Here is a 22527-nt window from a genome sequence, read left to right as displayed (position 1 = left end):
ATATTTTGTATAGCAATAGTTTTTCTGTATAAAAAATTTCTTGTCGATCAAAAATGTTTTTGATTCGATAATTCTTAATGGATTATTGATTTGAATTTGCTGTGAAGGATTTATAGCAAAATAAATGATAAAAACTGTAGAAATTCGTTTAGATAAGATTTTGTGTAAATCTCACTAAAAATCTCTGTTTCATCTCATTAAGTATAGTTTACTTGGTTTTTGATACCTGTAATCACTTTCTTTCTACAACTGCCTATAATATATATTATGTTAACTGTAAAAAAGTAATGAACTTACTAAGTTTTAGTTGCGTTTATTATGATCCCCTTTTCCACCGAATTAGTAATGTGTGATTGGTTATGTATTTATTCGCTTTATTAGCTATTGATAATAATATTTTCGGATATAAATTAGATTTTAAATAATAAAAATACAATTCGTTTAATCTGTTCATTTTAAACGAATTGTATTATGATGACGAATATTTTTTTATAACTAGTTTGCTACAGCGATTGCTTCGATTTCAATTAATAAGTTATCGTTAATTAACTTTCTAACTTCTACAGCTGAACTTGCTGGTGGATTATTAGTGTCAATGTATTGATCTCGAATATTTCTCACAATGGCCATTTGAGAAATATCTGTTAAGAAAAATGTTAATTTGACTACATCATTAAATTTTAATTCCGAAGTTTCCAATGCACTTTTAATATTTTCGAATACTTGTCGCGTTTGTGTAGCTAAATCGTCAATTCCAACTATTTGACCGTCAGTGTTAATCGCTACTTGTCCAGATATGTAAATTGTTCGTTTAGCGTTTGTAACTTCGACTACATGCGAGTATCCAAAAGTTGATGGCATCGTTTCTGGATTGATAAATTTCTTTTGCAAGGCTCTTCTCCCCTTTAAACATTTCATTTTCTTAATGTTAGGTTTTGATTTCAGATTATCCTCTATTTACTAATAATTATTTATCGATTTAGCTGCTACATTTGTAAAAGTGTATTAGCACTTTAATTTAAAGTTATTGATGGATTATGTACGTTTGATTTTTTTTGTGCTTGTTATAATTACACCTTGTTTTATTAATTCTTCAGTTACTTTTGTATAGAAAAAGTGATACCACCAGATAAAAAACTCTTCATAAGTAATTTCTTTTGAGTATCTGCTGCTGGCAAAGTATTCTTTTAAAGATTTATCGTTTTCATTAAACAATAAGACTAAATCTTTACTGATCCAAGATGAAGCATTACAAGTAAATATTGAAGTTTCGTTCCTTTTATTTTTATAGATGGCGAATTATCTCCAGAGAAAATCATTTTAGCTTCATAAGCTGTATGTAATATATTCTCCGGAATATTATTAGTAAACACTTCATAACCCCTCCCTTACTAGTAAATTCATTGTAAGATTTATGTATTTACTAACTTCTATAAACGAAAATAAGTATCCTCTAATAATCTCAAATTAAAAACCTTAGCATAGATATACTAAGGTTTTTTGTATTTTTATAATGAATGAATTCTTTCATAGTCTTTTTTAAATTGATTATCATTTTTTAACCAACTTTTAAAAGTTGGTTCCTTTATTTCTAAAATGGAACAAGTTTTAGCGATACATTTATTTTTCATATATTCCTTAAGGAAATTTTGTTTTCTCTGCTTAACAGCAGATTGGGTTCTTTTTAGGTTTCGATCTTTTAATTGATCTAGACTTAGACTTTCTTTCTGAAATTCTTCATATTTTCTATGCAAATAAATATCTTTGTCTTTATAAATCCAATTTGAAAATAGTTGTATTGATTTTCTCCCGGTTAAAATGACGCGATAATGTTTATTTTGATTTAGTAAATCGGCTGGTAAATTGTGATTTTGTAGTACCTGATTTAAAGAATTCATAAAGCTATATGATCCTCCTACAAAGCTTACTGTATACGTTTCATACTTGACGTAACCATCCCCATCAAAATATCCACGAACAAAATGATGTAAATATTCTTCAGGCACGAATGGAAATTTAATATTTAATGATTTACATGGCATGATTCCATGTATGTTCATAAGGTCGTCTTTTATTGTTTTGCTATTAATGTTTAGCATATATACGTCTGTTTTTTTGTTTTGATAAAGTGGCTGGTTGGTGTTTAATTCTTTTTTTATATCTTCTAAAATATAACTTTCTTTTTGTGATATACTGCTGCTATAAATCCTAAAATATAAGCCATATTATTTGACCACGTTTTAAAATAATTTTCTGTTATGTCATACTTTCTCTTCCAGCTCCCTATAGCGCGCCTTGGAACGTTGCTGTCTGATAGAACCATACGAATATATCTTGCAGACACATTAGCAAGCATGGCGATTTCTGAAGTACTTTCCCCTTCTGCATACATATGAATGATTTCAGCTTTTGATAGTTTACATTTTGATTTCTTTTTTCGCTCTATTTGCACTTACATCCTCTCCTTCCTTTTAATAATTTGAGACTTATCTTCTTCTATAACATATAACGAAACATACGTTCTTTGTTGCTTATAAGAAGAAATTTACTAAATTAAAACAATTTACATCTACTTAATATTGATTTTATCTGCTGCTACATGGTTTTTATTTTGCATATAAGAATAATGAATTTAACAAATTTATGAAATGTACTGCAACTGCATTTAAGGTGAAAGGTAAAATGATTTCGTTTAAACTACAAATAGCTACAATAACAACATACGTATATTGTTAATCATAAAAAGGAGAACGAATGAATAAGAAATATACAAATCAAATGCATACTGATATGAGTTTTAAACCGAAAGATATTATAAGTTTAATGACGGATTACTTTAAAATGAAATCAAAGCTGCGTCCTATAAAGGATTTGCCTGTTGTTTTATCAAATAAAGATAATGAAGCGTTAGAGAGTGTTACATGGTTTGGCCATTCTGCTTCTCTTTTGAAAATAGAAGGTAAAAAACTGTTATTAGACCCGATGTTTGGAGATGCCTCTTCCCCATTTCCTTTGTTTAATAGTAAACGCTATAGTGGTGCTTTTTCTTTAGAACGTGATGACCTTCAAGAAATTGATGCGATTGTCATTTCTCATAATCACTATGATCATTTGAATTACAAAAGTATTATGCAGTTAAAAAATCGCGCAAAACACTTTTATGTTCCAACTGGAGTTGCACAATATCTTATTAAATGGGGTGTTTCACCTAGTAAAATTAGTGAGCATAATTGGTGGGACGAAATTACGTTTGATAATATTAAGTTAGTATGTGCGCCTGCAAGGCATTTCTCTGGACGTGGTATGACAGATAGAGATCGTTCATTATGGTGTTCATGGCTTATTCTTGGTCAAGAGACTAAAATTTTCTTTAGTGGTGATAGCGGTTATGCCCCTCACTTTAAGGAAATTGGTGATAAATACGGTCCATTCGATCTTACATTAATGGAATGCGGGCAATATGATCCGAGGTGGTCTGCTATTCATATGTTGCCTGAAGAAACGGTACAAGCTCATATTGATGTTAAAGGAGAATTACTTCTTCCGATTCATTGGGGTGCTTTTACGTTAGCATTACACGAATGGAGTGAGCCGATAGAACGTGTTACGAAAGAAGCTAACCGTTTAGGAGTTAAAATTACAACGCCACAAATTGGCGAATCTATTACGTTAAAATCTACAGACTATCCTTTATCCGCTTGGTGGAAGAAAATTTAATTTTAAAATATAAAAAGAGCGAATCCTCTTATAAAGAATTCGCTCTTTTTTCTGTATTTAAACTTATTTCACTATATTGGATCTCCCACTATCTAATACTCTATTTGCTGGTACACTGGATATTTCAACCACTGTATTCATACTCTTATCAGTCAGTTCAATGAGTTCGTTTTCATGTTTTATTTTATTTAAATCCCACACCATCCCATGAAATTCATTGTGTTGACCACTTACCTGTATAATGCTTTTTGTTTTATTTGAAGGCTGTATTTGAAGGTTTGTAAATTGATTCCCACTAATTTCATTTGGCGTAGTTACTTGACTATCCATATAAATCATATTTACACAGTCTTCTAAAGAAAAGTTCATAAAACGATTGGCATTTATCCAAGCTTGTCCGGTGCTCGGTTTTTTCGCTACTAATTTCAGTCCAGTTTCCATTCCTACAACTTTAATATTTTCGAAGTTAACAAACGAAATTTCATTTTCTTTTCCAGCAGAGTATAAAGAAATTCCGGTACCTTTATTCGTTTCCGTCCAATTGATAATATTTATATCTTTTATTTGTGTTTTGTTCCAAGTGTTATAATATTTATTTTTACCGTCTAAATAAATAACTTCAGAGTTAAATTTAGGATCGTCAATAGTTATATACGCTCCTTCAATGGATGCGTTTTTCTCTAGTTCTAAAACTCTAAAGTTTCCCTCAACTACAAATTGGGATCCGTAACCAAATAATAATTTCACACCTTTTTTAACAATGATTGGTGACGTGATTTTATACTTTTTATCATCAAGCAATACAGTTTTAATTTTACTAGACTCTGCTTTATTAATAGCAGATTGTATTTTTATTGAATCATTTTCCCCTTTAAAGTTTTCTACATACAAGTTAGTACTTTTAGCTGCATAGTCTTTTTTGTTGTATTGATAAAAAGCAAAAATAATTAAAACTATACCCATGAGTAAAACAATTATTTTCTTCATCGTACTCACCCCATATCGATTAATCTATGGCTTTTATATTCAGGTTATTATTATTTTGCTTTGTATTTCAGATTACCATTGCTGCTTTGTCTATTAATCCCTTCCTCTATCCTTAATAAGCTCTTACTGGCGATATAAGATGTACTGCTGCAGATTGCTCTCCTGCTTCAATCAATATCGGTCTCATAGAACCGCCAAAGCTTAAAGTAATCGTTTCTTCTTTTATTGCTCTTAAAGCATCAACCATAAAACGCCCATCGAAAGATATATTTAATTGTTTTTCACCTTGAATTGCATCTATTTGTTGCGTTTCGGATATTTGCCCAATTTGAGAAGCGTTTGAAGAAATTTTAATTGTGGATTCGTTTATGATTTCTAAGTTAACATTGTTATTGGCCCATTCACTTGCTAATAAACTTGATCGGTCTACACCTTGTAATATCTTTTTTCTATCTACGTTAATAATCGTTTTAAAATCATTTGGAATAAGGTTAGAAATATTAGGATATTTCCCTTCAATTAGTCTTGAATATAATGTAGTTGTTCCGAGCGTAAATATAATATGACTCTCTGAAAGGTAGATATATACGAATTCCGAATTGCTGTTCATTAATTTTAGAAGTTCACTAATGGTTGCGCTTGGTACAATACAATTTGCTTTTACATCTGAGGAAAGTAATGTTTCGCGTATCGCTAGTCTATGTGAGTCAGTTGCAGCACAAATTAACTTATTATTAGATAACTCTATATGCACCCCAGTAAGAACAGGTCTAGATTCATTTTTTGCTACCGCAAAGACTGTTTGTTTAAATACTTCAATCAATTGCTCTGTCTCTACTTTGATTTCTGCATGATTGTCTATAAGCGGTACATTCGGAAACTCATCTGCAGGAAATCCATTTAAACTTAATGTGATTTCTTCTGATTGTATCTTAATAATTTGCTCATTCTTACTTTTTATTGCTATATCACTTGGCATTTTCTTTATTATTTCAATGAAATACTTTGCAGGTACAACAATAGTTCCTGCCTTTAAAATAGTTGCAATCTTTTCGTCTTCAATTAAAACAGGAATGAATTTTTCAATAAAAATATTCGAGTTACTTGCAATTAAAGTAATTCCAGATTGATCTGCAGTTATTTTTATACCAGATAATATAGGGATTAAAGATTTTGTTGATATTGCTTTGTTGACTTCTGAAAGTGCTTGAGTGAATTGTTTGTGATTAACGATAAACTCCATGTTTTCCCCGCCTTACATGAGATAATATTTTTATGAAGATTGATGAACGATTGTTCCATTAAAAAAATAAGGTACTGTTTCTTTCTTTTGTAATAAATATAGTAAATGTTCTGGTATGCGTAAATACGGTGCTGCTTTATGTAATTCCATCCAAGTAATCTCTTCGATTTCTTTTGGCCTTGATATATATGTCTCCCCGCCGATTATTTCGCCTAGAAAATTAAAGAAAATGGCATGATGATCTCTTTCCTCGAAAAAGGCTTCGCTGATAGAAAAAATCCCGTTTACGTTTATATGTAACCCTGTTTCTTCTTTTACTTCTCGAATTACTGCTTCTTCTAATGTTTCTCCTAGTTTAACTGCGCCACCTGGTAATGTATAATAAGAACCATTTTCCCCTTTGTTTTTTACCATTAAGATCTTTTCATTAGTTTTATCGTACAAAATCGCGTATGTAACATTAACTTTTTTCATATGTACCTCCTCTATTTTAAATAAAAGGAATTTTCTGTCTTCTATTCATTCTACCATTAACTCCTTTTAATATATATAAGTTAGTTAAGTCTTGCCTTTACCGCTATTGGTGGAGTTAATAAGAATAGGCTACTGATATAAAAAAGAACGTACCTTAGGCAGATTATCCAAAGTACGTTCTTGCAGTTTTAGTATAAAAATTGATTCAATTAATACTGAAATTAATAATAACCTCGCCCTTATTGCATTTGTATTCCAAATACTAATGTTAACAAATTCTATATACTTTTTAACCGTTTTTCTAAATAATAATGATTATGTCCTTTCGGATGATCTTCACTTACTCCAATTACTTTATATCCATGTTTCTTATAAAAATCAGGTGCTTGGAAACTAAAAGTATCTAAATTAATTAACCTACACCCTTTTTCAATTGCAAATTCTTCAATAAGCTTTATTAACTTGCTTCCGTAACCTTCATGCCTATATTCTTCAGAAACCCATAGAAAGTTAACGTGGACATGGTGCCAAAAAGTTATTGCTGTTACCCCACCTACTATTTCTTCTTTTTCATTTCTTACTATGAAACTAACCTTTTCTGAAGGTGTTTTTTCTTCATCTGCAAGATATTTTTGATTGTATTCAATTACTTTCTCTCTTATGTAATCACTATCTTCTTGTACCCACTGCTGTACTATTTTCATTTTAAGTGTCACACTCCTTTTACGATAGCTATTCAACTTCATAATTCTAATGTCCTGTCTAAATAATAGTCGTAGATGACTAATACAATTGTTTCATTTCACTAAAATAAAAAAGCCCTACTACATTTCATCTGTAATAAGACTTATATACGTTGTGTAGAATCCAATTAATCTCAATGAATGTGATTGGTCAAAAAAATATTAAAATTGTTCAATTCTTTTTTATGAAAACTTCCGTTATTTCAACACCTTAGGAGAATAGTCCAATTGTATCACTGCGAAAAAGAATGAACATTCCTAAACCAATTAGAACAATTGGAACAATAATATGACAATTGTTCTCAAGTGCTTTAGCTAGAATAGGAGCTCTTATCAATTTGTAGCTAATAAAACACCATATCGCTATCATGGAAAAAAAGATAACTAATGTAACGATATTTGCTTCAAGAGTTTGACTAGCAAACATTGGTATATAAATTGAGATATTGTCAGCTCCATTGGCTAATGTAATCGCAGCTACTTTAAATAATGAATCGGAAGTGTTATCAATAACTTCATTACTTTTGTTAGAACGAAGCGAGAATAGTCCTTTAACCCCCATATAAATTGGCACGAATCCTAATAACCCAATCCACGAAACAGGAATGAAAAAAGAGCTTAAAGACCCAACGATACTTAGAAAAATTATCATACTAAACCCTACATATTGTCCAATAACAATATAAAGCTTTTTTCTCATAGCTTTTTCGCGGACAGCTCTTCCTTCTTTCCTAATTACTTCTGTTCTTACTTGTGAAAATAAAATAAGCAGTATAAAAATGTCGTCAATATTTGTTGTAGCGAATGCCACAACAGAAGAAATTATGGTTGTAATCAATATAAGCCAACTACTTTCATTGTAAACTTATAAGAAAATAATGATCTATGAATGAAGTGAACGTTCCATCACAAAGTTGGTTAACTGTAATTTTCTAAATGTTTTTTAACAACATGTTAGTTCCTTTATAAAACAATATGAATATTCTACGTATCTGCTACTTAGTTCATCAAGAAATAAACAACTTTATTGCTTCTCAAATCATTTCATTTTAAATTAAATAACTCTATTCTCTCTACATAAAAAAGAGCCCTATATTAGGACTCTTTTTAGTATCAAGCTACTTTCCGATGTAAATGTTTTAGTTCCTTTTTCTTCTCTGCATTTGGTGGGCGGATTAATATTGAAATAATGAAGGAAATAACACTTAAAACACCGATTATAATGAAAGTTGGTTGAAATCCTCCGAGTATCGCTCCAATAAATGATCCTGCAAGCGCACCAAATCCGAAACCTTGGTAGACAATCCCATAATTTGTACTATGGTTTTTTAATCCAAAGAAATCTCCGACAATAGCTGGGAATATAGTTATATTACCGCCGAAGCAAAAGGCGACACTTGCTACACAAGCAAAATAGATTCCGTAATTTAGCGGAATAAAACTTAAAGTAAAGACTGACAAACCTATAATAATAAACGTTGCAGAGACAATTTTCATTCGCCCGATTTTATCTGATAACGTCCCAAGAATGATTCTACCTACTGTATTAAAGATTGCAATCATAGCAACAGCGTTTGCAGCGGTTGCTGCGCTAAGTCCAACAAGTTGTACGCCGATATCTTTTACCATACTGATTAAATACAAACCACCCATACACGAGGTGAATAACATAAAAAATAGCAGATATACTTGTTTCGTTCGCATCATTTCACGCGGAGTATAGTCATTGTGTAATGTTTCAGTTACAGCATTACTTACAATTGCCTCACGTAAGAAGCACGATCCGATTAACACTAAAAGTAACACGATAATACCCCAATATAAGAATGCTTGTGATACACCAAGGTTATCGATAAGATTTCCGTTTATATATCTAAAGATTAAGCTGCCCATTCCATACGCTGATACAGATATACCTGAAATAAGCCCTTTCCGATTTGGAAACCATTTAATTAAATTAGATAGTGATGTAATATAAGCTGTTCCATCCGCATAACCAACAACAACACCAGCTAATAAATATAAGAGTGGTAAGGAAGAAACTTGTGAACTAAGTATTAAGCCGAGTCCTAAAACAATTCCTGCAGTAGCAATAAGTTTCCGAAGTCCTAATTTTTTCTGCAATTTTGCTGCAAATAAAGTTGAGAATGATAAAGAAAAACTTGTTATGGAGAAAGTTATCGCTACCGAATTAAGATTCCATCCAAACTTACTTACAAGGGGTTGATTAAATAAACTCCATGTATAAATTGTTCCAAGGCCAATTTGAACAATGATTGTACCTAGAACAATTAGTAACGGATTTATAGAAGTTTGTTTCATACTAACTGTCCCCTTCTTTTATCTTGACATGAATTTTCACAGTTAGTATATCCATCGTAAATTGCAAGATACTGTACGGAAAATGGTAATTAAGTTCATATACACAAAAAGACACTTCATAAAGAAGTGTCTTTTGCAGGTTATATCAGATGTTTCTAAAGAAAGCTTTGTTAAGATAAGCCATTTTCAAATGCTTATGTATATATGTTATCAAATAATTTCTTATATGTGATGAGACTTAAGACGTATTTTTCATTCATCATATAGTCGGATGAAAAATTAATATTCGATTTCATCAAAATCCTTCGGCTGCGGTACAGTTTGCATATTAGCTGCATCTTTAGGATCGCTATAAATTGCATTTTGCTCTGTATTTACATCTTTTATATTTTGTTTTTTATTTTTGTTCACTTTATCTTTCACTTACAATCACTCCTTTTTGTTATAGGAGTAATTATGCCCTATTACCGTTACTAAATGTATCAGCGACTAAATTACTAAATTCACGTAAATAATATAAGTAATTATCACCGCCGTAGTTATATCTTTTGTTATACATTTTTGCAACAACTACATTATATTCAGGTATTACTAAAATAGTCGGTCCAGTAATCCCTAATATTTGATATGACCCTTTTGGAACACGTTCACCAAGTTCGCTTAATTGTGCAGATTCATTTTGAACGAACCAAAACAAGCCATTTTGTGGTAGCTCTTTATTTACATATGTTGGACTCTGCAAACTCGTAGCGATTTTTATAACTTCTTTTGGAACAATTTGCTTACCGTTTATCACACCTTGATTTAAATGAAGGTTGCCCCAATAAGCAAATTCTCTAGCTGAGACAAACAGATTTTTTTCAGTACCGTCATCTACCGTACCAATTTCACTAATTGCGTCTTCATTTGGATTATTAACAACGCCAACTAAATTTTCATCTCGCTGAACTCTCCAACCTGTTTCTTGAAAATTAGCAGGCTTAAAAACACGCTCCTTTAACAATTCAGGAAAACTTTTGTTATATAGCTGATAAATAAGACGTGTCATCATTCTTACATTAATATCTCTATATGCCCATGCTTGTCCCGGTTCAAATTCACGAAAAATTGTCCCGTCATTCATTTCTTCTAATCCGTGCGAATGTGTTACTAAATGTCTTATCGTTGTTTTACCAAGCAATGCAGGATCAAAGTCTTTAAAATATTTTATCGCTTCATCATCAATAGAGTTTATTTTCCCCTCGTAAAGCGCATACGCTATCATTAATCCTAAATAACTTTTTCTAGCAGAAGCAACGTTGAATTGCGAAGATGCAGTTACTTTTTTATTAGTCGCTGTATTTGAGTGATAACCGCTATAATGCTCTAATACGACTTTATTATTTTTTATAATACAAAGTGCTGTAGCAGAACTATGATTTTTTTCTTTTATATTCTCTACCCAAGAAGTCAACTTTTCGTATGTATACAAATAAATCCTCCTTAATCCTAATACAAAATTACAGCATGAAAGAAAAGTATAAACAGTATTTACACCTTTCTTTCATGTAAAATAGTTTTGATCTTCTATACTTAAATGATCCACCAGTTCCAGCAATTAAAGCAACCAAAACATCCGGCACAACCTACGCAACCACCACATCTGCCGCCGCCACAACCGCCACAGCGTCCACCACAACCTCCGCATCCGCCACAACGACGTGCATCGCCTTGGATGTAATAATATGGATATTGACTTTGTTGTTGATCCCAATACACAACATTACCAGTTTGATAATCATTAAGGTTTAATGTTTGTAATTCATGTTGAAACTGATTCATTACGAACCCCTCCATTTATAAATATAAATTTCGCCCAAACGTTAAAGTTTATATATTTTTGTAAACAAAATAGAAACAAGACTATAGACTAAATGCGTACATCAACAAAATATGAACTTACACTAGGTGATGTACCTTGTTTTTTAGCCTATTTTCTTTATATCCTTGCGATGGACCTATTTAATATAAATAGAGTGATTTAAAAATTACTTATCCAACAATTTAGTAGTTCATCACTTAACTTTCTTTCTAGTAATTCCTTCACTAATGGCATTGGCATGATTTCATAATGATTTAAGGCTTCTTTATTATAATCTATCCAGTGAAATGCTAAATGAGACTCGCTAGATTTCGGTGTTAAGTCCGTATGTAAATCTTGTGACTCTACTTCAAAAATGTGGTTAATTTCATGATGAAGCACTTCTTTATCTTGCCATTGATTTTCTATGACTCCTAAAAATTGTTGTATACTACAGTTTACTCCAAGTTCTTCCCTTAGCTCTCTTATTAATGCATTCTCTGCTGATTCTCCAATTTCAATATGGCCACCAGGTAAAAAATAATGATGGCCAATATATTCAGCAACTAATATTTTTTCATTTTTTATCATGACTGCTCGTACAATATGATGGAATTTACTTTTCAATTGATATCCCTCCTAGTTATTCAATGTATAGTTGCTCAAAATAGTCATTTAGTATTGGTATAATATAAATCATAGGTGTTTCATACGGATGAATATCATTAATAACTTCAAGAGCATCTTTTACAATTTCTCGTTTACACTTTATTTCAACTTTACATTCTTGCCCTTCGCATATTCGCCCAATTTCTCCATTAAAAGGAGATGCCTCGTCTAAAGGTCTCCAATATCCTTTCACTGAACTATAGGAAAGGCAATGGTCATATTCGCCCGTTTTACATGCTCCAATTTTATTTAATTCATCCCTTAATGTTTCAATATATTCTTCAGGAATGAACACTTCAATTTTCACTTCAGTAAATTGCATATTTCATTTCACACCTTTACTTCCTAATAGTTAAACAAATAAACGATATACTTGCTCACCATCATACTCTTGTCCTAATGATATGAAACCATATCGTTCATATAATTTCTTTGCAGAGAGATTATCTTTATGTACTGTTAATCTTATTTCTTTACACGATTTAAAAGTATTTTTTATTATATTAATACTTTCTCGTAATGCTGCTTTTCCATAACCATTACCTTGCTGCGATTGATCAATAATAAATCCGTTAATCCAATACATATCCGATGTCTCTCTTACAACAGCATGCATAACAAAACCAACCATAAGGTCACCATGGTATATAGCGAATGGTATGTACTCTACATTGTCACCATCTGGTTTTATATATACTTTAGCAAGCGAAACTGCTACGGGTGGAACAAATTTCAACTGATTTTCTTTAACTTGTAGTTTTAATGCTTCTTCCCAATTTTCTCTCGTAACAACCTTTAACTGGATATTCAATATTGTAAGCTCCCTTATATAGAGGATGTATGTTTATATTCAACGCATTGAAATAATTCCCTTTTTCGACAACAACTTATAACATAATTTTTATAAAATCTTGAATGAATTTTTGTTCATCTATTTCTAATGCTATATGGGCTCCTTCAGATATAGAGCTAAGGCGAAAATCAGCAAATGTTTGTCCTTTCGTATCTCCGTATGTATCAACATTCACTGTACGATGTACAAATTCAAAAAAGTTTGGATTTACTAATCCACTTATAGCAACCACATCATGAAGCAATGGCCCTTCGATAGATGGATTAAGTTTTTGGTATGCAGAAAAATAGTAATCATACATTGGTTTCATTATCGTATGGAATGGATTCTTTGAATTAGCTTGAATATAGTCAAACACATTTGGTGTTAACACAGCTTTGTTTGTTACATTTAAAGGGAATATTAATAAATTCTTTGCTTGATGGAAAACAATTTTACTTGCTATAGGATCTCCATACACATTTGCCTCTGCTAACGGCGTAACATTTCCTACTTCTAAAAAAACACCACCCATGAAATAGATTCCTTTTACATTTAGCATTAAATCATTCCACAAATTAAAAGCAATTGCTAACGAGGTAGATCTTCCTACATCAACAATCGTTAAATCTTTTCCGTAATTTATAAGAATCGCAGCAATACTGCCAAAATTGTATATTGGAATAGATAATACGCTTTCTGGAACATGGATGGTACCTAATCCTTCTGCTCCGTGAATTTCAGGGTAGTACGTAGTAATTTCTTCTGTAAGTGGTTTTGTTGCACCACTAATGACAGGAATGTCTTGTCTATTTGCTAACTGTAAAATATACGCTGCATTATGTGCAGCATGTATATGCTCAACATTTCCGTATCCAGTTACAATACCGACAATTTCAATTTCGGGATGCAGTAAGCCATACATAATGGCAAATGAGTCATCAATACCTGGGTCTCCGAAAAATAATACTTTTTCCAAGAAATACGCTCCTCTCACGAAAAAATCGAGTCATTAGTAACTATGTATATGAAAAAAGCAAGTATATCTATGCAAATTTTAGAATGGATAATGTTTTACAAAATATTAAAAAGGAACTAGCGTATGCTAATTCCTTTCTTGAGTAACCATTCTCAAATTTAATTAATTATCGTATCCTTCATAAATTGCATCATTTATTTGATTTTGTATTTTTGTATCATCAGGTATAGGTTTCCACCAATTTCCTGTAATGAATAACATAGTTAATAAATTATAACTATCACTAAAATAACTTTCTCTCTTATTCTTCATCCAATCCCAACCGCTATTTACCCACTTTTGATTATTGCTACTTGTTATACTTGCAGCAATAAACGGTGAAACAAATACAGCAGTTGAATAACTACCAATATTAGATCCATTTAATTGATAACCATCCACAATTTTAGAAGGATTTCCATTCGTTTTATTTTGAATCCACGAAGAAACTTTATCAGAAATGACTTTACTTCTTTTCTCGCCGTACATCGCATAGTCCATTACAATTCTCAATGGTACCCGACTAGCATTGTAATAATATGCATTTGTATATTCTGACTCCTCTAAGAAGTCTTTAGGTGCGGGTTGTGGTGGGTTTTTTACAACGAAATCTGAAATAAGTCCTGTATTTGGAGAGTACTTATTACTAAATTGCGTATAAACATCGTACAAATTATTAATAACAGTAAGCCAAGTTTTATCACCTGTAAATTCATAAAATGCTCTAAGGTGTGACATCATCCAATCAGATGGTCTCGTATCAAGTGAACTTTTAGAATCCCAATCTCCTAAATTTAGTCGGTTATTATTTGTAACATTACTAGCTTTAATACCTTTTGTAATCATGTCTTGTGCTTCTTTCAAATAATTAACTGTTCCATTAGATCCCCACTGCTTATGAGCAAGAAGAAGAGAATACGCAATATCTAAATCTCCATCAGTAGCAGAATCAAAATGACCTTGTGCTTTTTTACTATCTGCGACAACCCATCCCATTAAATTAGGATTTTGAGAACTTTTAAAAGTTCTTGCTGTTTTAAATAAACCGTCATAGATTTTTTGAGCATTCGAATCATAACCAGCCATTAATACTGTAATTATCATCCCATACCCTTGACCTTCTGAAGTTCCAAGTGGCTTAAACCCATCTGCATCACCTGTAATCTCTCCTTTTACATAATAACCACCAGGTAAAGAAGATAAATCATTTTTCAAATATTTCTTTTTCCAATTATCGTAGTAACTTCTTACAGAAGCATTTAAACTTTCCTGTGTAACATGATTCGGTTTTATAACACCTGCATAATTAACTTGCTGCGGAAATGGTTTCATTTCCTTTGCAGCAGCTACTTGTTGATTAACTACGGGAATAGAATTTTGTACTGAATTGTCCGTTACACTTGCTGCGAAACTAGAATTAGAAAAACTAGCTAGTCCGATTCCTACAATAGAAATACATGTGAAAATTTTTCTTTTTCCATTCATTATGTTGTCAGCTCCTTTTAAAATGCTTACTACATAAAATGTAACATACAATATTTAACTGAAATACAAAATATTATATTTATCAACATAAGAAAGAAACTATATAAAAAAGTATCTTAAAGTCATTATTGAATTACATTATACGGATTGATTATTTGCTAAATTCCCATGTTTTTCTTTTCTTAATACTGGTATATGAGCAATCACAATTCCAAGTATAGTAATCACTCCGCCAATTATCGAAACTAAAGTTGGCACTTCTCCTAACCATATCCAAGCAATGAAACACGCAGTTATTGGCGTTAAATATAGAGAACTTGTTGCTTCAGAAGCACCAGCACGAGATATAATATAGGCCAATGCAATATACGGGAGTACTGTTGGAAAGACACCTAAATATATAACGCTCAAGTTAACTTCAAGAGGAGCTGCTAGTATTTCTTGATAAACTCCGGGTAAGAAAATAAGCATACATATAGTACTAGACAAAATTGTATATATGGTAAATGGTAAGAAGCCGTATTTTTTTAAGTAAGATGTTTGGAAAACGAAAAATAGACTTTCTGAAATCGCCGCTAATAATATAAATAACCCCCCGCTATTTAATTGAATAGCGTCGCCTTGGCTAAATGAAATTAAGGCAATTCCTGCAAAACTCATTACACCACCGATCCAGCCATTTAATTTCATTTTTTCATTCAAAAAAACAAAAGCAAGAATTGCCGTCACTATTGGAGTGACTGAAATTATTAAACTTGCAGATCCAGCATTGACTGTTTTTTCGCCGTAATTTAATGCGATGTGATAAATAGTAAACCCTAAAGCACCAAATATAAAAATTGCTGGGATATCCTTTAAATCCGGTAGTCGTAGTTTGTATATAAATGAAAATAACAAAAGTATAAATGAAGCGATTAATAAGCGTAGTAAAGTAAGGTGTTCCGGCGTATAAGATTCAAGCCCCATACGAATTGCTGGAAAAGCAGTTCCCCATATAAGAATTGTAAAAGCGTGAGCACATATAATGCGTAAATCCCATTTTTTATTATGCATGTTTTCTCTCCCTCCCTAATAAACCAACCATTTTTAAATTACCAATTATTTCTTTTCATCATATTTAATAGTTGATACAATGTCTTCAACCAGTTATTTATCGGAAAAACCAACCACTTTGAATCTTTTAAATAAACGAGGGAGTTTTTTATATGACAAACGATAAAAAAGTGCCCAAATATCGGCAGATAATAGACTATATGAAAGAAAAAATTGAAAACGGAGAATGGCCAATTGGAAGTAAAATCCCTAGTCAGCGGCAGTTAGCAAAATTATTTCATGTAAATCGAAGTACTGTAATAACTGCGCTAGATGAACTTATGGCAGATGGTTTAATTCAAGGACAAATCGGAGCAGGAACAATTGTAACAAATAATACATGGTCATTATTAGCAACTAATCCCCCGCCTGATTGGAGTGAATATGTAAAGACAGGTATTCATAAACCAAGTAAGTTAATGGTGCGAAAAATAAATGCAGCAGAAGCAAATAAAACGCTTATCCATCTTAGTAAAGGTGAACTTGCACCTCATCTTTTCCCGCTCGAAACTATGCAATCTATAATAAAAAACGTCAGTGAGGAATTAGATTATTTCGGATACGAAGAACAAAAAGGTTTTTATCCGTTACGTGAAGCAATAAGCAAATATGTAAGATCATTTGGAATACATGCATCACCGGGTTCTATATTAATAGTGTCTGGTGCACTCCAAGCATTACATTTAATATCAATTGGTCTTTTACATAGAAAATCAACTGTTTTACTTGAACAACCTTCTTACTTATATTCACTTCATGTTTTTCAATCAGCAAATATAAATTTATCCGGTATATCAATGGATTATCACGGTATTTTACCTAACGACTTATTAAAACGAATTAAATATAGTCAAAAGAATAATATTTTATATTCAATCCCTTGTTTTCAAAATCCAACGGGGATATTGATGTCCAAAGAGCGAAGAAAAGAAATATTAAAAATATGTGAAAAAGAGAAATTGCCTATCATCGAGGATGATATTTACCGAGAGTTATGGCTTGATGAATCACCTCCAGCTCCTTTAAAGTCGATGGATAAACATGAACATGTATTATATATTGGTAGTCTCTCTAAAACACTTAGCCCAGGACTTAGAATTGGATGGATAATCGGACCAGAACCTGTTATTGATAGATTGTCAGATATAAAAATGCAAACAGACTATGGATCGAGTTCTTTATCTCAAAGAGTAGCTGCTGAATGGATAAATGAAGGTTTTTATGAAGAACATGTAGCAAACGTAAGAATGCACCTGAAAGAACAAAGACAAATAATGATACGAGCTTTAAATAAATATTGTGCAGATATTGCATCGTGGGATATTCCTAGTGGTGGAGTTTTTATATGGCTAAAGGTTGTACATAACATTCCGATGAAAAAACTATTTTCAGAGGCACTATCAAAAGGAATTCTTTTAAACCCGGGACGTATTTATGAAGAAGAATCAGATCAGTACATTCGTTTATCGTATGGATATGCTTCTCCAGAACAAATGACTTACGGGGTTAAATTGCTCAGTGAATTAATTCGGAAGTTAACAGCATAAAAAAATCCTCTTTTGTTTTTGGAGGATTTTTTTACGTATCTTATTTACCACAATTTCATTTCCTGCCCTAATAAAATAAGTTCTTCATAAGGATCTCCGTCAATATTTAATACTTGAGCAAAAGCAGGTTCTGTTTTTAAACCTTGTTCCTTTAAGTGAATAACTTCTTCCCTTATATGGGGATGCTGCATTAATAACATGTGCTCCACTATCATATGTCTATATGCATTTTGATTACGCACTGGCTTAGGTTGAGCAAATAATTCAAATTCAAAACCTTCGAATTCAAAATTCACCTTTATCGATTCAGTACCTTTCATTTTTTTCTTTTTTATATTGAACCCTCTATAAGAACCATATAAAGATCTCATTTCCTGCTCAAAAACATCAAAGTTATATACTTCCATTACAATATCTAAGTCAGATTGAGGAGTATCAATTCTTATAGGGATTGTCCCGCAAAGAACGGGATTATATAAAGCTAAATCCTCCATAATATTTAGTTTGTTCAAAACATCATATACTTTTTGTTGCTTGTCATTCCCTGATTGTAAATATGTAATAGATGTAAACATGGAAGTCTCTCCTTCATTTCACGTAATACGTGTCTCACTAAACTCAAGAAAAATTTGTCCGTTTAAACTTGTTCTTGAAGTACCTTTACTTCAATATATTAAAGTGAATAAACAATATGTTTCAACTTTTCTCCTATGCTGCAATACTATAAAAATAAAAAGGGAGGAATTATGATGAGCATTTTCAACATTCTTTTAACCATCCACATATTATTTGGAATGATATGTTTAATAACTGGGATAATAGCGATGGTTGCTCAAAAGAAGAAAGGTAAACATACGGAATGGGGTGAAATATATCACGCATCCTATGTCGTTATCACCGTTACTGCCATTATATTATCCATTATAAACTGGGATAAAATCGCATATTTATTTTATGTAGCAATCTTCTCTTATTCATTTGCGATTTATGGATACCTTGCACGAAAAAAACGTTGGAAAAATTGGCTCCATCACCACATTAGAGGTATGTTAGGTTCTTATATAGGTGCAGTCACCGCACTTTTAGTAAATGTCGGCATCCATATTCCCATTATAAATTTACTTCCGCCAATATGGTTTTGGTTTTTACCCACCTTAATTGGTATCCCCCTCGTAGCCAGTGTATCAAAAAAATATAAAAAGCGTAGTTGAAATTAATTACATTTTGATTACTTTCTGATTATTAGAATGAAAAATTATAATCTATGTATCACGAATGATATCATGAGTGCTCGCCCTATGAATATTTAAAATAAAATGCCGCCCAACAGGACGGCTCTTATTTTTACTTTACAAACGTAACATATTCACCAGAAACCCATTGATTTCCACCAACATTATACCAACCATCTTTATATCCAAATGATTGATATTTTTCACCTTGATACACGTTTTTCACAATGCCGTAATTTGTTCCTGGGCCGGTACGAACACGTAATACATCAGCGATTATAGTAACTACACCTATACCCTCATTTGATGATTGTGAAGGTGTTGGCACATTTCCTCCCATATAACGAATATATGATGGATCGTTAAAAATCCACTGATCGCCACCGAGATTTAACCAGCCATTTGATTGCCCAAATACTTTGTAGGACTCTCCTTTCCCTAATTGACGAATAACGCCATATCCAGTACCAGGTCCTTTTCGTAAATTTACATTACTACCGTTAATATAAGCAATCCCTACACTATCATTCGACGTGGGAGGAGCCACTACGTTTTGAGCACCTTTTCCAAAAGTATCCGTTCCATATCCTTTGTAGTTATATTGCAAATGCGGGCTATCTACAAATCCTTTCCAGTCACCGCCCCATTCAAAACCAATTTGTTTAGCATAACGAATTGCTGATGCCCACGGTTCTTTATTATAGCCATTCCAATCTTCTGTACCATTCGACTGAATTGGAACAAAATCTAATGCCTGTCCTACTAAGTGATATGAGCGCATCGTTTGTGATGCTCCTTTACGAACATATTCACGTTGTTGCTCGACCGTTCGGATTGTTTCATAAATTAATACTTCAATTCCATTGTCGATACAGTACTGATACCACTTAAAAGCTGCAGCTTTCGTATTATCCGCTAATTTATTCAGATTACTTACATTTCTATTGTGGTATTTCAATATGCAACATCTCCTTTTCTATTATCCTATGCAAAACTCGTCTCACGGGTTGTACATATACCTACAACGATACGAAGTACAAATACATAGGAAGCCAATTCAGCTAAAAAGGTTTTCACTTCTAGCTTCAAACTTTGTAAGTTGAAATCGAAGCAATAAAAAAACCACAACTTAAGTCTTCCAGTTGCGGTTTTTGGTATTTTCTTTTTATATGCTACATGCCTTCTTGCATTGATAATCCTAATATACAGGTTGTGTAAATTTTTCCTTTATGAATAACACTTCTTATTCATGACTTTTCAAATCCAATAATATTGAATGTAAACGATCCGGATCATTAGTAAACATCCCATCAACGCCCCATAAAAGTAACTTTTTCATATCTTTTTCATTATCTACAGTAAATGGATGAACTTCTAATCCGTGTTTCTTTATTCTCTTTACATAAGCGGAATCAATATATTTATAGTTCATCCCAAGACCGATGCAGTATGTTTTATACTTTTTTATCTCTAATTCAGTTAATTGAACTGCCTTTTTGTAAGGTAGTAATTGTACTAGCGGTAAAGTAACATCTAAACTATGAATTTTTTGCAGACTTTCTTCACTAAATGATTGAATAATAACGTTATCACTTATTTCGTAGTGCTTTATAATTTCTAATAGCTTCTCTTCCATACCAGCGTATTCATCTGGTGATTTTGTTTCAATATAATAGTTTGCACCATTCCCGAACGTTTCAATAATTTCTTCTAGTGTTGGAACTTTAGCATCTTCAAAGTCTTTCTTTGCTAAGTTCGGATATTTTTCATTGAAAAGAGAGCCAGCATTTAGTTGCTTTATTTCTTCTAATGTATGCTCTTTTACCAGCCCAGTACCATTCGTTGTACGGTTTAATGTTTCATCATGCATAGCCACTAAATGTCCATCTTTTGTCATTTGAAGATCAATTTCTATATAATCTCCATTCATTTGTTGGCCTAATTGATATGCTGCTATTGTATGTTCAGGTGCATACGCAGAAGCACCTCTATGTGCGATATTTTTTATATGATTTGATTGATTAATAGCTTTAGTATACTTATGTTCATTTATTTTCTGAAAAACAAAGATACTTATTACTATAAAGGCACAAATTATTGTAACGAGATATATCTTTTTCATAACGATTTATAAGCTCCTATATAAAGACGATTTAACTTGAATGATTTACTCAATTAAATGTCGATTTTCCAATACAGTCATTTTGCCGATAGCTTGAAATCCCGAGTTTTTATAAATGTTGATTCCATCGGGTGAAGCTTGTAACACACAATACATATTTTTTAATTTTTGTGCTTCTTGCAGAAGGAAATTGAACATAGTAGATCCGAATCCTCGTCCTCTCATTTCCTCTTTAGTTGCGATATCATAAATACCAATACTATCTTTTGAACATATCAATGAACCAACAGTTACGACTTCCCCTTCATAAAATCCTAAAAATAGTTTCATATTTTCACTGTTCCATAAATCAAGATTAGAAATTTGATTATAGAATGCTTGTACATGTATACCTTCTTCTGATGTGCCGAATAGATTAGCTAACATTTCTCCAAATTTTTTTATTTGTGCAGGTGAAGATGCCTGTTGAATTGTAAAACTTACTGGCATGTTTATTGTTGGAGAAATTGTTTTTAAGTCTGCTACCATCGCAATATTCTGTTCCACTTCTTTTAAACCAATTTTAATTAACTCGCTTTTTATATCCCGCTCTTGCTCTTCATCCCATAACCAAACACTCATTGGAATTTTCTTTTGATTATAGTAGTCTACCTCCTTATATAATTTCTCTATCCCTACCGTTAAATTATTGTTTAGTAGAGTGATGATATTGAATGTATCGGCAGGTAATCCGCAATCAACAGCAATATAATCTTGCGTTTCTTTTATACTCATTCCGGGCACAAATTGCGCAACATATGAAGTTTTAAATGCAAAGTTATCTATTAGTAGTTGTTTATAATTCATCAATAGTTCTCCTTTTCATAAAAAGTACTCCTCGAATTCTTCTATATTAAATATAACATATTAGAAATTTACCTTTTTCTATAAAAAGTACCTCTTTAAATTGTGCTCTATAGTTTAAAATAATTAAAAATGATATAACGTTGTCGGAATGAAAAAAGTGGTATATAATAAATATTAACATTACTAGTAATTATTTTAGGTATTCCTAGAATAAAGGAGCGATACATATGAAAATTACTATTTATTTCGGAAGTCATGAAGATCAAGATGTTCGTACTATGGACTGTCATTTAGATGTAGAAGATACAGAAGAGATTGTTTCTGTATCATAATATAAATAGTTAGGGTAAACCCTATT

The 22527-nt window shown here is 31.9% G+C and carries 24 protein-coding genes and 2 pseudogenes; 3 read left to right on the top strand and 23 right to left on the bottom strand.

All coding sequences use genetic code 11. The annotated features are described in order from the left end of the window. Window positions 1-495 precede the first annotated feature (495 nt). The 4 genes and pseudogenes from MKY21_RS13455 to MKY21_RS13440 all read right to left on the bottom strand — a co-directional run bounded on the left by MKY21_RS13455 (window position 496) and on the right by MKY21_RS13440 (window position 2452). Complete coding sequence (locus MKY21_RS13455; RefSeq protein ID WP_341076509.1) at window positions 496-891, bottom strand: RidA family protein; 396 nt, start codon at window positions 889-891, stop codon at window positions 496-498. A gap of 133 nt (window positions 892-1024) precedes the next feature. Beyond that, window positions 1025-1236, bottom strand: a pseudogene (locus tag MKY21_RS13450) (hypothetical protein); the annotation flags it as partial. After that, a complete protein-coding gene (locus MKY21_RS13445) occupies window positions 1221-1373 on the bottom strand; it encodes a hypothetical protein (RefSeq protein ID WP_002005131.1) in 153 nt (50 codons plus the stop codon). The pseudogene MKY21_RS13450 and the gene MKY21_RS13445, both read right to left, overlap by 16 nt. 135 nt (window positions 1374-1508) lie before the next feature. Then, window positions 1509-2452 (bottom strand): annotated as a pseudogene (locus MKY21_RS13440) (LAGLIDADG family homing endonuclease). A gap of 302 nt (window positions 2453-2754) precedes the next feature. Here MKY21_RS13440 and MKY21_RS13435 point away from each other — a divergent pair. Continuing rightward, window positions 2755-3717: an MBL fold metallo-hydrolase gene (locus MKY21_RS13435; RefSeq protein ID WP_341076507.1), complete on the top strand. Its 963-nt coding sequence runs from the start codon at window positions 2755-2757 to the stop codon at window positions 3715-3717. A 63-nt stretch (window positions 3718-3780) separates the two neighbouring features. Here the strand turns inward: MKY21_RS13435 and MKY21_RS13430 are convergent, their stop codons facing one another. The 15 genes from MKY21_RS13430 to MKY21_RS13360 all read right to left on the bottom strand — a co-directional run bounded on the left by MKY21_RS13430 (window position 3781) and on the right by MKY21_RS13360 (window position 16383). Continuing rightward, entirely contained in the window at window positions 3781-4704 is a 924-nt protein-coding gene (locus tag MKY21_RS13430; protein WP_000721088.1) for a hypothetical protein, read from the bottom strand. 112 nt (window positions 4705-4816) lie between these two features. Further along, entirely contained in the window at window positions 4817-5947 is a 1131-nt protein-coding gene (gene dnaN / locus MKY21_RS13425) for a DNA polymerase III subunit beta (protein WP_000394473.1), read from the bottom strand. A 30-nt stretch (window positions 5948-5977) separates the two neighbouring features. Next, window positions 5978-6421, bottom strand: coding sequence for an NUDIX hydrolase (locus tag MKY21_RS13420; protein WP_000757611.1), 444 nt, complete (start codon window positions 6419-6421; stop codon window positions 5978-5980). A gap of 278 nt (window positions 6422-6699) precedes the next feature. Next, window positions 6700-7125 (bottom strand): GNAT family N-acetyltransferase, encoded by a 426-nt coding sequence (locus tag MKY21_RS13415; RefSeq protein WP_025966151.1) that lies wholly within the window; start codon window positions 7123-7125, stop codon window positions 6700-6702. 250 nt (window positions 7126-7375) lie between these two features. Next, window positions 7376-8002, bottom strand: coding sequence for a cadmium resistance transporter (locus MKY21_RS13410; protein WP_341076503.1), 627 nt, complete (start codon window positions 8000-8002; stop codon window positions 7376-7378). A gap of 275 nt (window positions 8003-8277) precedes the next feature. Further along, window positions 8278-9486 carry an L-lactate MFS transporter gene (locus tag MKY21_RS13405; RefSeq protein WP_000815126.1) on the bottom strand — a complete coding sequence of 403 codons (1209 nt, stop codon included), beginning with the start codon at window positions 9484-9486 and terminating at the stop codon, window positions 8278-8280. Between the two features lie 279 nt (window positions 9487-9765). Beyond that, window positions 9766-9909, bottom strand: coding sequence for a hypothetical protein (locus MKY21_RS13400; protein ID WP_000653680.1), 144 nt, complete (start codon window positions 9907-9909; stop codon window positions 9766-9768). Between the two features lie 31 nt (window positions 9910-9940). After that, the gene (locus MKY21_RS13395) at window positions 9941-10957 is read right to left on the bottom strand and encodes a serine hydrolase domain-containing protein (protein WP_044797673.1); all 1017 of its coding nucleotides are present in this window, start codon (window positions 10955-10957) and stop codon (window positions 9941-9943) included. Window positions 10958-11058: 101 nt separating this feature from the next. Beyond that, the gene (locus MKY21_RS13390; RefSeq protein WP_001071345.1) at window positions 11059-11307 is read right to left on the bottom strand and encodes a heterocycloanthracin/sonorensin family bacteriocin; all 249 of its coding nucleotides are present in this window, start codon (window positions 11305-11307) and stop codon (window positions 11059-11061) included. 199 nt (window positions 11308-11506) lie between these two features. Continuing rightward, on the bottom strand, window positions 11507-11953 hold the full coding sequence (locus MKY21_RS13385; protein ID WP_000836840.1) for an NUDIX domain-containing protein: 447 nt from the start codon (window positions 11951-11953) through the stop codon (window positions 11507-11509). A 16-nt stretch (window positions 11954-11969) separates the two neighbouring features. Continuing rightward, entirely contained in the window at window positions 11970-12317 is a 348-nt protein-coding gene (gene cutA / locus MKY21_RS13380) for a divalent cation tolerance protein CutA (protein ID WP_001160788.1), read from the bottom strand. Window positions 12318-12347: 30 nt separating this feature from the next. Next, window positions 12348-12806: a GNAT family N-acetyltransferase gene (locus tag MKY21_RS13375; protein WP_001025613.1), complete on the bottom strand. Its 459-nt coding sequence runs from the start codon at window positions 12804-12806 to the stop codon at window positions 12348-12350. A gap of 76 nt (window positions 12807-12882) precedes the next feature. Next, window positions 12883-13806, bottom strand: coding sequence for a nucleoside hydrolase (locus MKY21_RS13370; RefSeq protein ID WP_044797674.1), 924 nt, complete (start codon window positions 13804-13806; stop codon window positions 12883-12885). 162 nt (window positions 13807-13968) lie between these two features. Then, window positions 13969-15330, bottom strand: coding sequence for a glycosyl hydrolase family 8 (locus MKY21_RS13365; protein WP_001013599.1), 1362 nt, complete (start codon window positions 15328-15330; stop codon window positions 13969-13971). A 138-nt stretch (window positions 15331-15468) separates the two neighbouring features. After that, window positions 15469-16383, bottom strand: coding sequence for a DMT family transporter (locus MKY21_RS13360; protein WP_061664609.1), 915 nt, complete (start codon window positions 16381-16383; stop codon window positions 15469-15471). A 152-nt stretch (window positions 16384-16535) separates the two neighbouring features. On the opposite strand from MKY21_RS13360, the gene pdxR reads away from it, so the two are divergent. After that, window positions 16536-17969: a MocR-like pyridoxine biosynthesis transcription factor PdxR gene (pdxR, locus tag MKY21_RS13355; RefSeq protein WP_000180306.1), complete on the top strand. Its 1434-nt coding sequence runs from the start codon at window positions 16536-16538 to the stop codon at window positions 17967-17969. Window positions 17970-18013: 44 nt separating this feature from the next. On the opposite strand, the gene MKY21_RS13350 is transcribed toward pdxR, so the two are convergent. Then, on the bottom strand, window positions 18014-18544 hold the full coding sequence (locus tag MKY21_RS13350; RefSeq protein WP_000495176.1) for a DUF4269 domain-containing protein: 531 nt from the start codon (window positions 18542-18544) through the stop codon (window positions 18014-18016). Between the two features lie 174 nt (window positions 18545-18718). Between MKY21_RS13350 and MKY21_RS13345 the strand changes: the two genes are divergently transcribed. After that, window positions 18719-19180 (top strand): hypothetical protein, encoded by a 462-nt coding sequence (locus MKY21_RS13345; RefSeq protein WP_000021726.1) that lies wholly within the window; start codon window positions 18719-18721, stop codon window positions 19178-19180. Window positions 19181-19313: 133 nt separating this feature from the next. Here the strand turns inward: MKY21_RS13345 and MKY21_RS13340 are convergent, their stop codons facing one another. The 3 genes from MKY21_RS13340 to MKY21_RS13330 all read right to left on the bottom strand — a co-directional run bounded on the left by MKY21_RS13340 (window position 19314) and on the right by MKY21_RS13330 (window position 22169). Beyond that, window positions 19314-20159, bottom strand: coding sequence for an SH3 domain-containing protein (locus tag MKY21_RS13340; RefSeq protein WP_044797677.1), 846 nt, complete (start codon window positions 20157-20159; stop codon window positions 19314-19316). Window positions 20160-20444: 285 nt separating this feature from the next. Beyond that, window positions 20445-21323, bottom strand: coding sequence for a glycerophosphodiester phosphodiesterase (locus MKY21_RS13335; RefSeq protein WP_016118016.1), 879 nt, complete (start codon window positions 21321-21323; stop codon window positions 20445-20447). A gap of 45 nt (window positions 21324-21368) precedes the next feature. Continuing rightward, window positions 21369-22169, bottom strand: a complete 801-nt coding sequence (locus MKY21_RS13330) for a GNAT family N-acetyltransferase (protein ID WP_341076496.1) — start codon at window positions 22167-22169, stop codon at window positions 21369-21371. Window positions 22170-22527 lie beyond the last annotated feature (358 nt).

Origin of the sequence: Bacillus sp. FSL R9-9497 (assembly GCF_038005805.1) — a bacterium.
GTDB classification, from domain to species: Bacteria; Bacillota; Bacilli; order Bacillales; family Bacillaceae_G; genus Bacillus_A; species Bacillus_A cereus.
Note: the sequence above shows the minus strand (reverse complement) of the source record. Positions and strands in the feature narration are given on the sequence as shown.

Excerpts from the sequence above, each read along its gene's own strand:
- cutA (WP_001160788.1), bottom strand. The coding sequence starts at position 12,317 with ATGCAATTTACTGAAGTGAAAATTGAAGTGTTCATTCCTGAAGAATAT.
- MKY21_RS13390 (WP_001071345.1), bottom strand. The coding sequence starts at position 11,307 with ATGAATCAGTTTCAACATGAATTACAAACATTAAACCTTAATGATTAT.
- MKY21_RS13405 (WP_000815126.1), bottom strand. The coding sequence starts at position 9,486 with ATGAAACAAACTTCTATAAATCCGTTACTAATTGTTCTAGGTACAATC.
- MKY21_RS13415 (WP_025966151.1), bottom strand. The coding sequence starts at position 7,125 with ATGAAAATAGTACAGCAGTGGGTACAAGAAGATAGTGATTACATAAGA.
- MKY21_RS13430 (WP_000721088.1), bottom strand. The coding sequence starts at position 4,704 with ATGAAGAAAATAATTGTTTTACTCATGGGTATAGTTTTAATTATTTTT.
- MKY21_RS13345 (WP_000021726.1), top strand. The coding sequence starts at position 18,719 with ATGAGCATTTTCAACATTCTTTTAACCATCCACATATTATTTGGAATG.
- pdxR (WP_000180306.1), top strand. The coding sequence starts at position 16,536 with ATGACAAACGATAAAAAAGTGCCCAAATATCGGCAGATAATAGACTAT.
- dnaN (WP_000394473.1), bottom strand. The coding sequence starts at position 5,947 with ATGGAGTTTATCGTTAATCACAAACAATTCACTCAAGCACTTTCAGAA.
- MKY21_RS13335 (WP_016118016.1), bottom strand. The coding sequence starts at position 21,323 with ATGAAAAAGATATATCTCGTTACAATAATTTGTGCCTTTATAGTAATA.
- MKY21_RS13435 (WP_341076507.1), top strand. The coding sequence starts at position 2,755 with ATGAATAAGAAATATACAAATCAAATGCATACTGATATGAGTTTTAAA.
- MKY21_RS13330 (WP_341076496.1), bottom strand. The coding sequence starts at position 22,169 with ATGAATTATAAACAACTACTAATAGATAACTTTGCATTTAAAACTTCA.
- MKY21_RS13350 (WP_000495176.1), bottom strand. The coding sequence starts at position 18,544 with ATGTTTACATCTATTACATATTTACAATCAGGGAATGACAAGCAACAA.
- MKY21_RS13360 (WP_061664609.1), bottom strand. The coding sequence starts at position 16,383 with ATGCATAATAAAAAATGGGATTTACGCATTATATGTGCTCACGCTTTT.
- MKY21_RS13420 (WP_000757611.1), bottom strand. The coding sequence starts at position 6,421 with ATGAAAAAAGTTAATGTTACATACGCGATTTTGTACGATAAAACTAAT.
- MKY21_RS13365 (WP_001013599.1), bottom strand. The coding sequence starts at position 15,330 with ATGAATGGAAAAAGAAAAATTTTCACATGTATTTCTATTGTAGGAATC.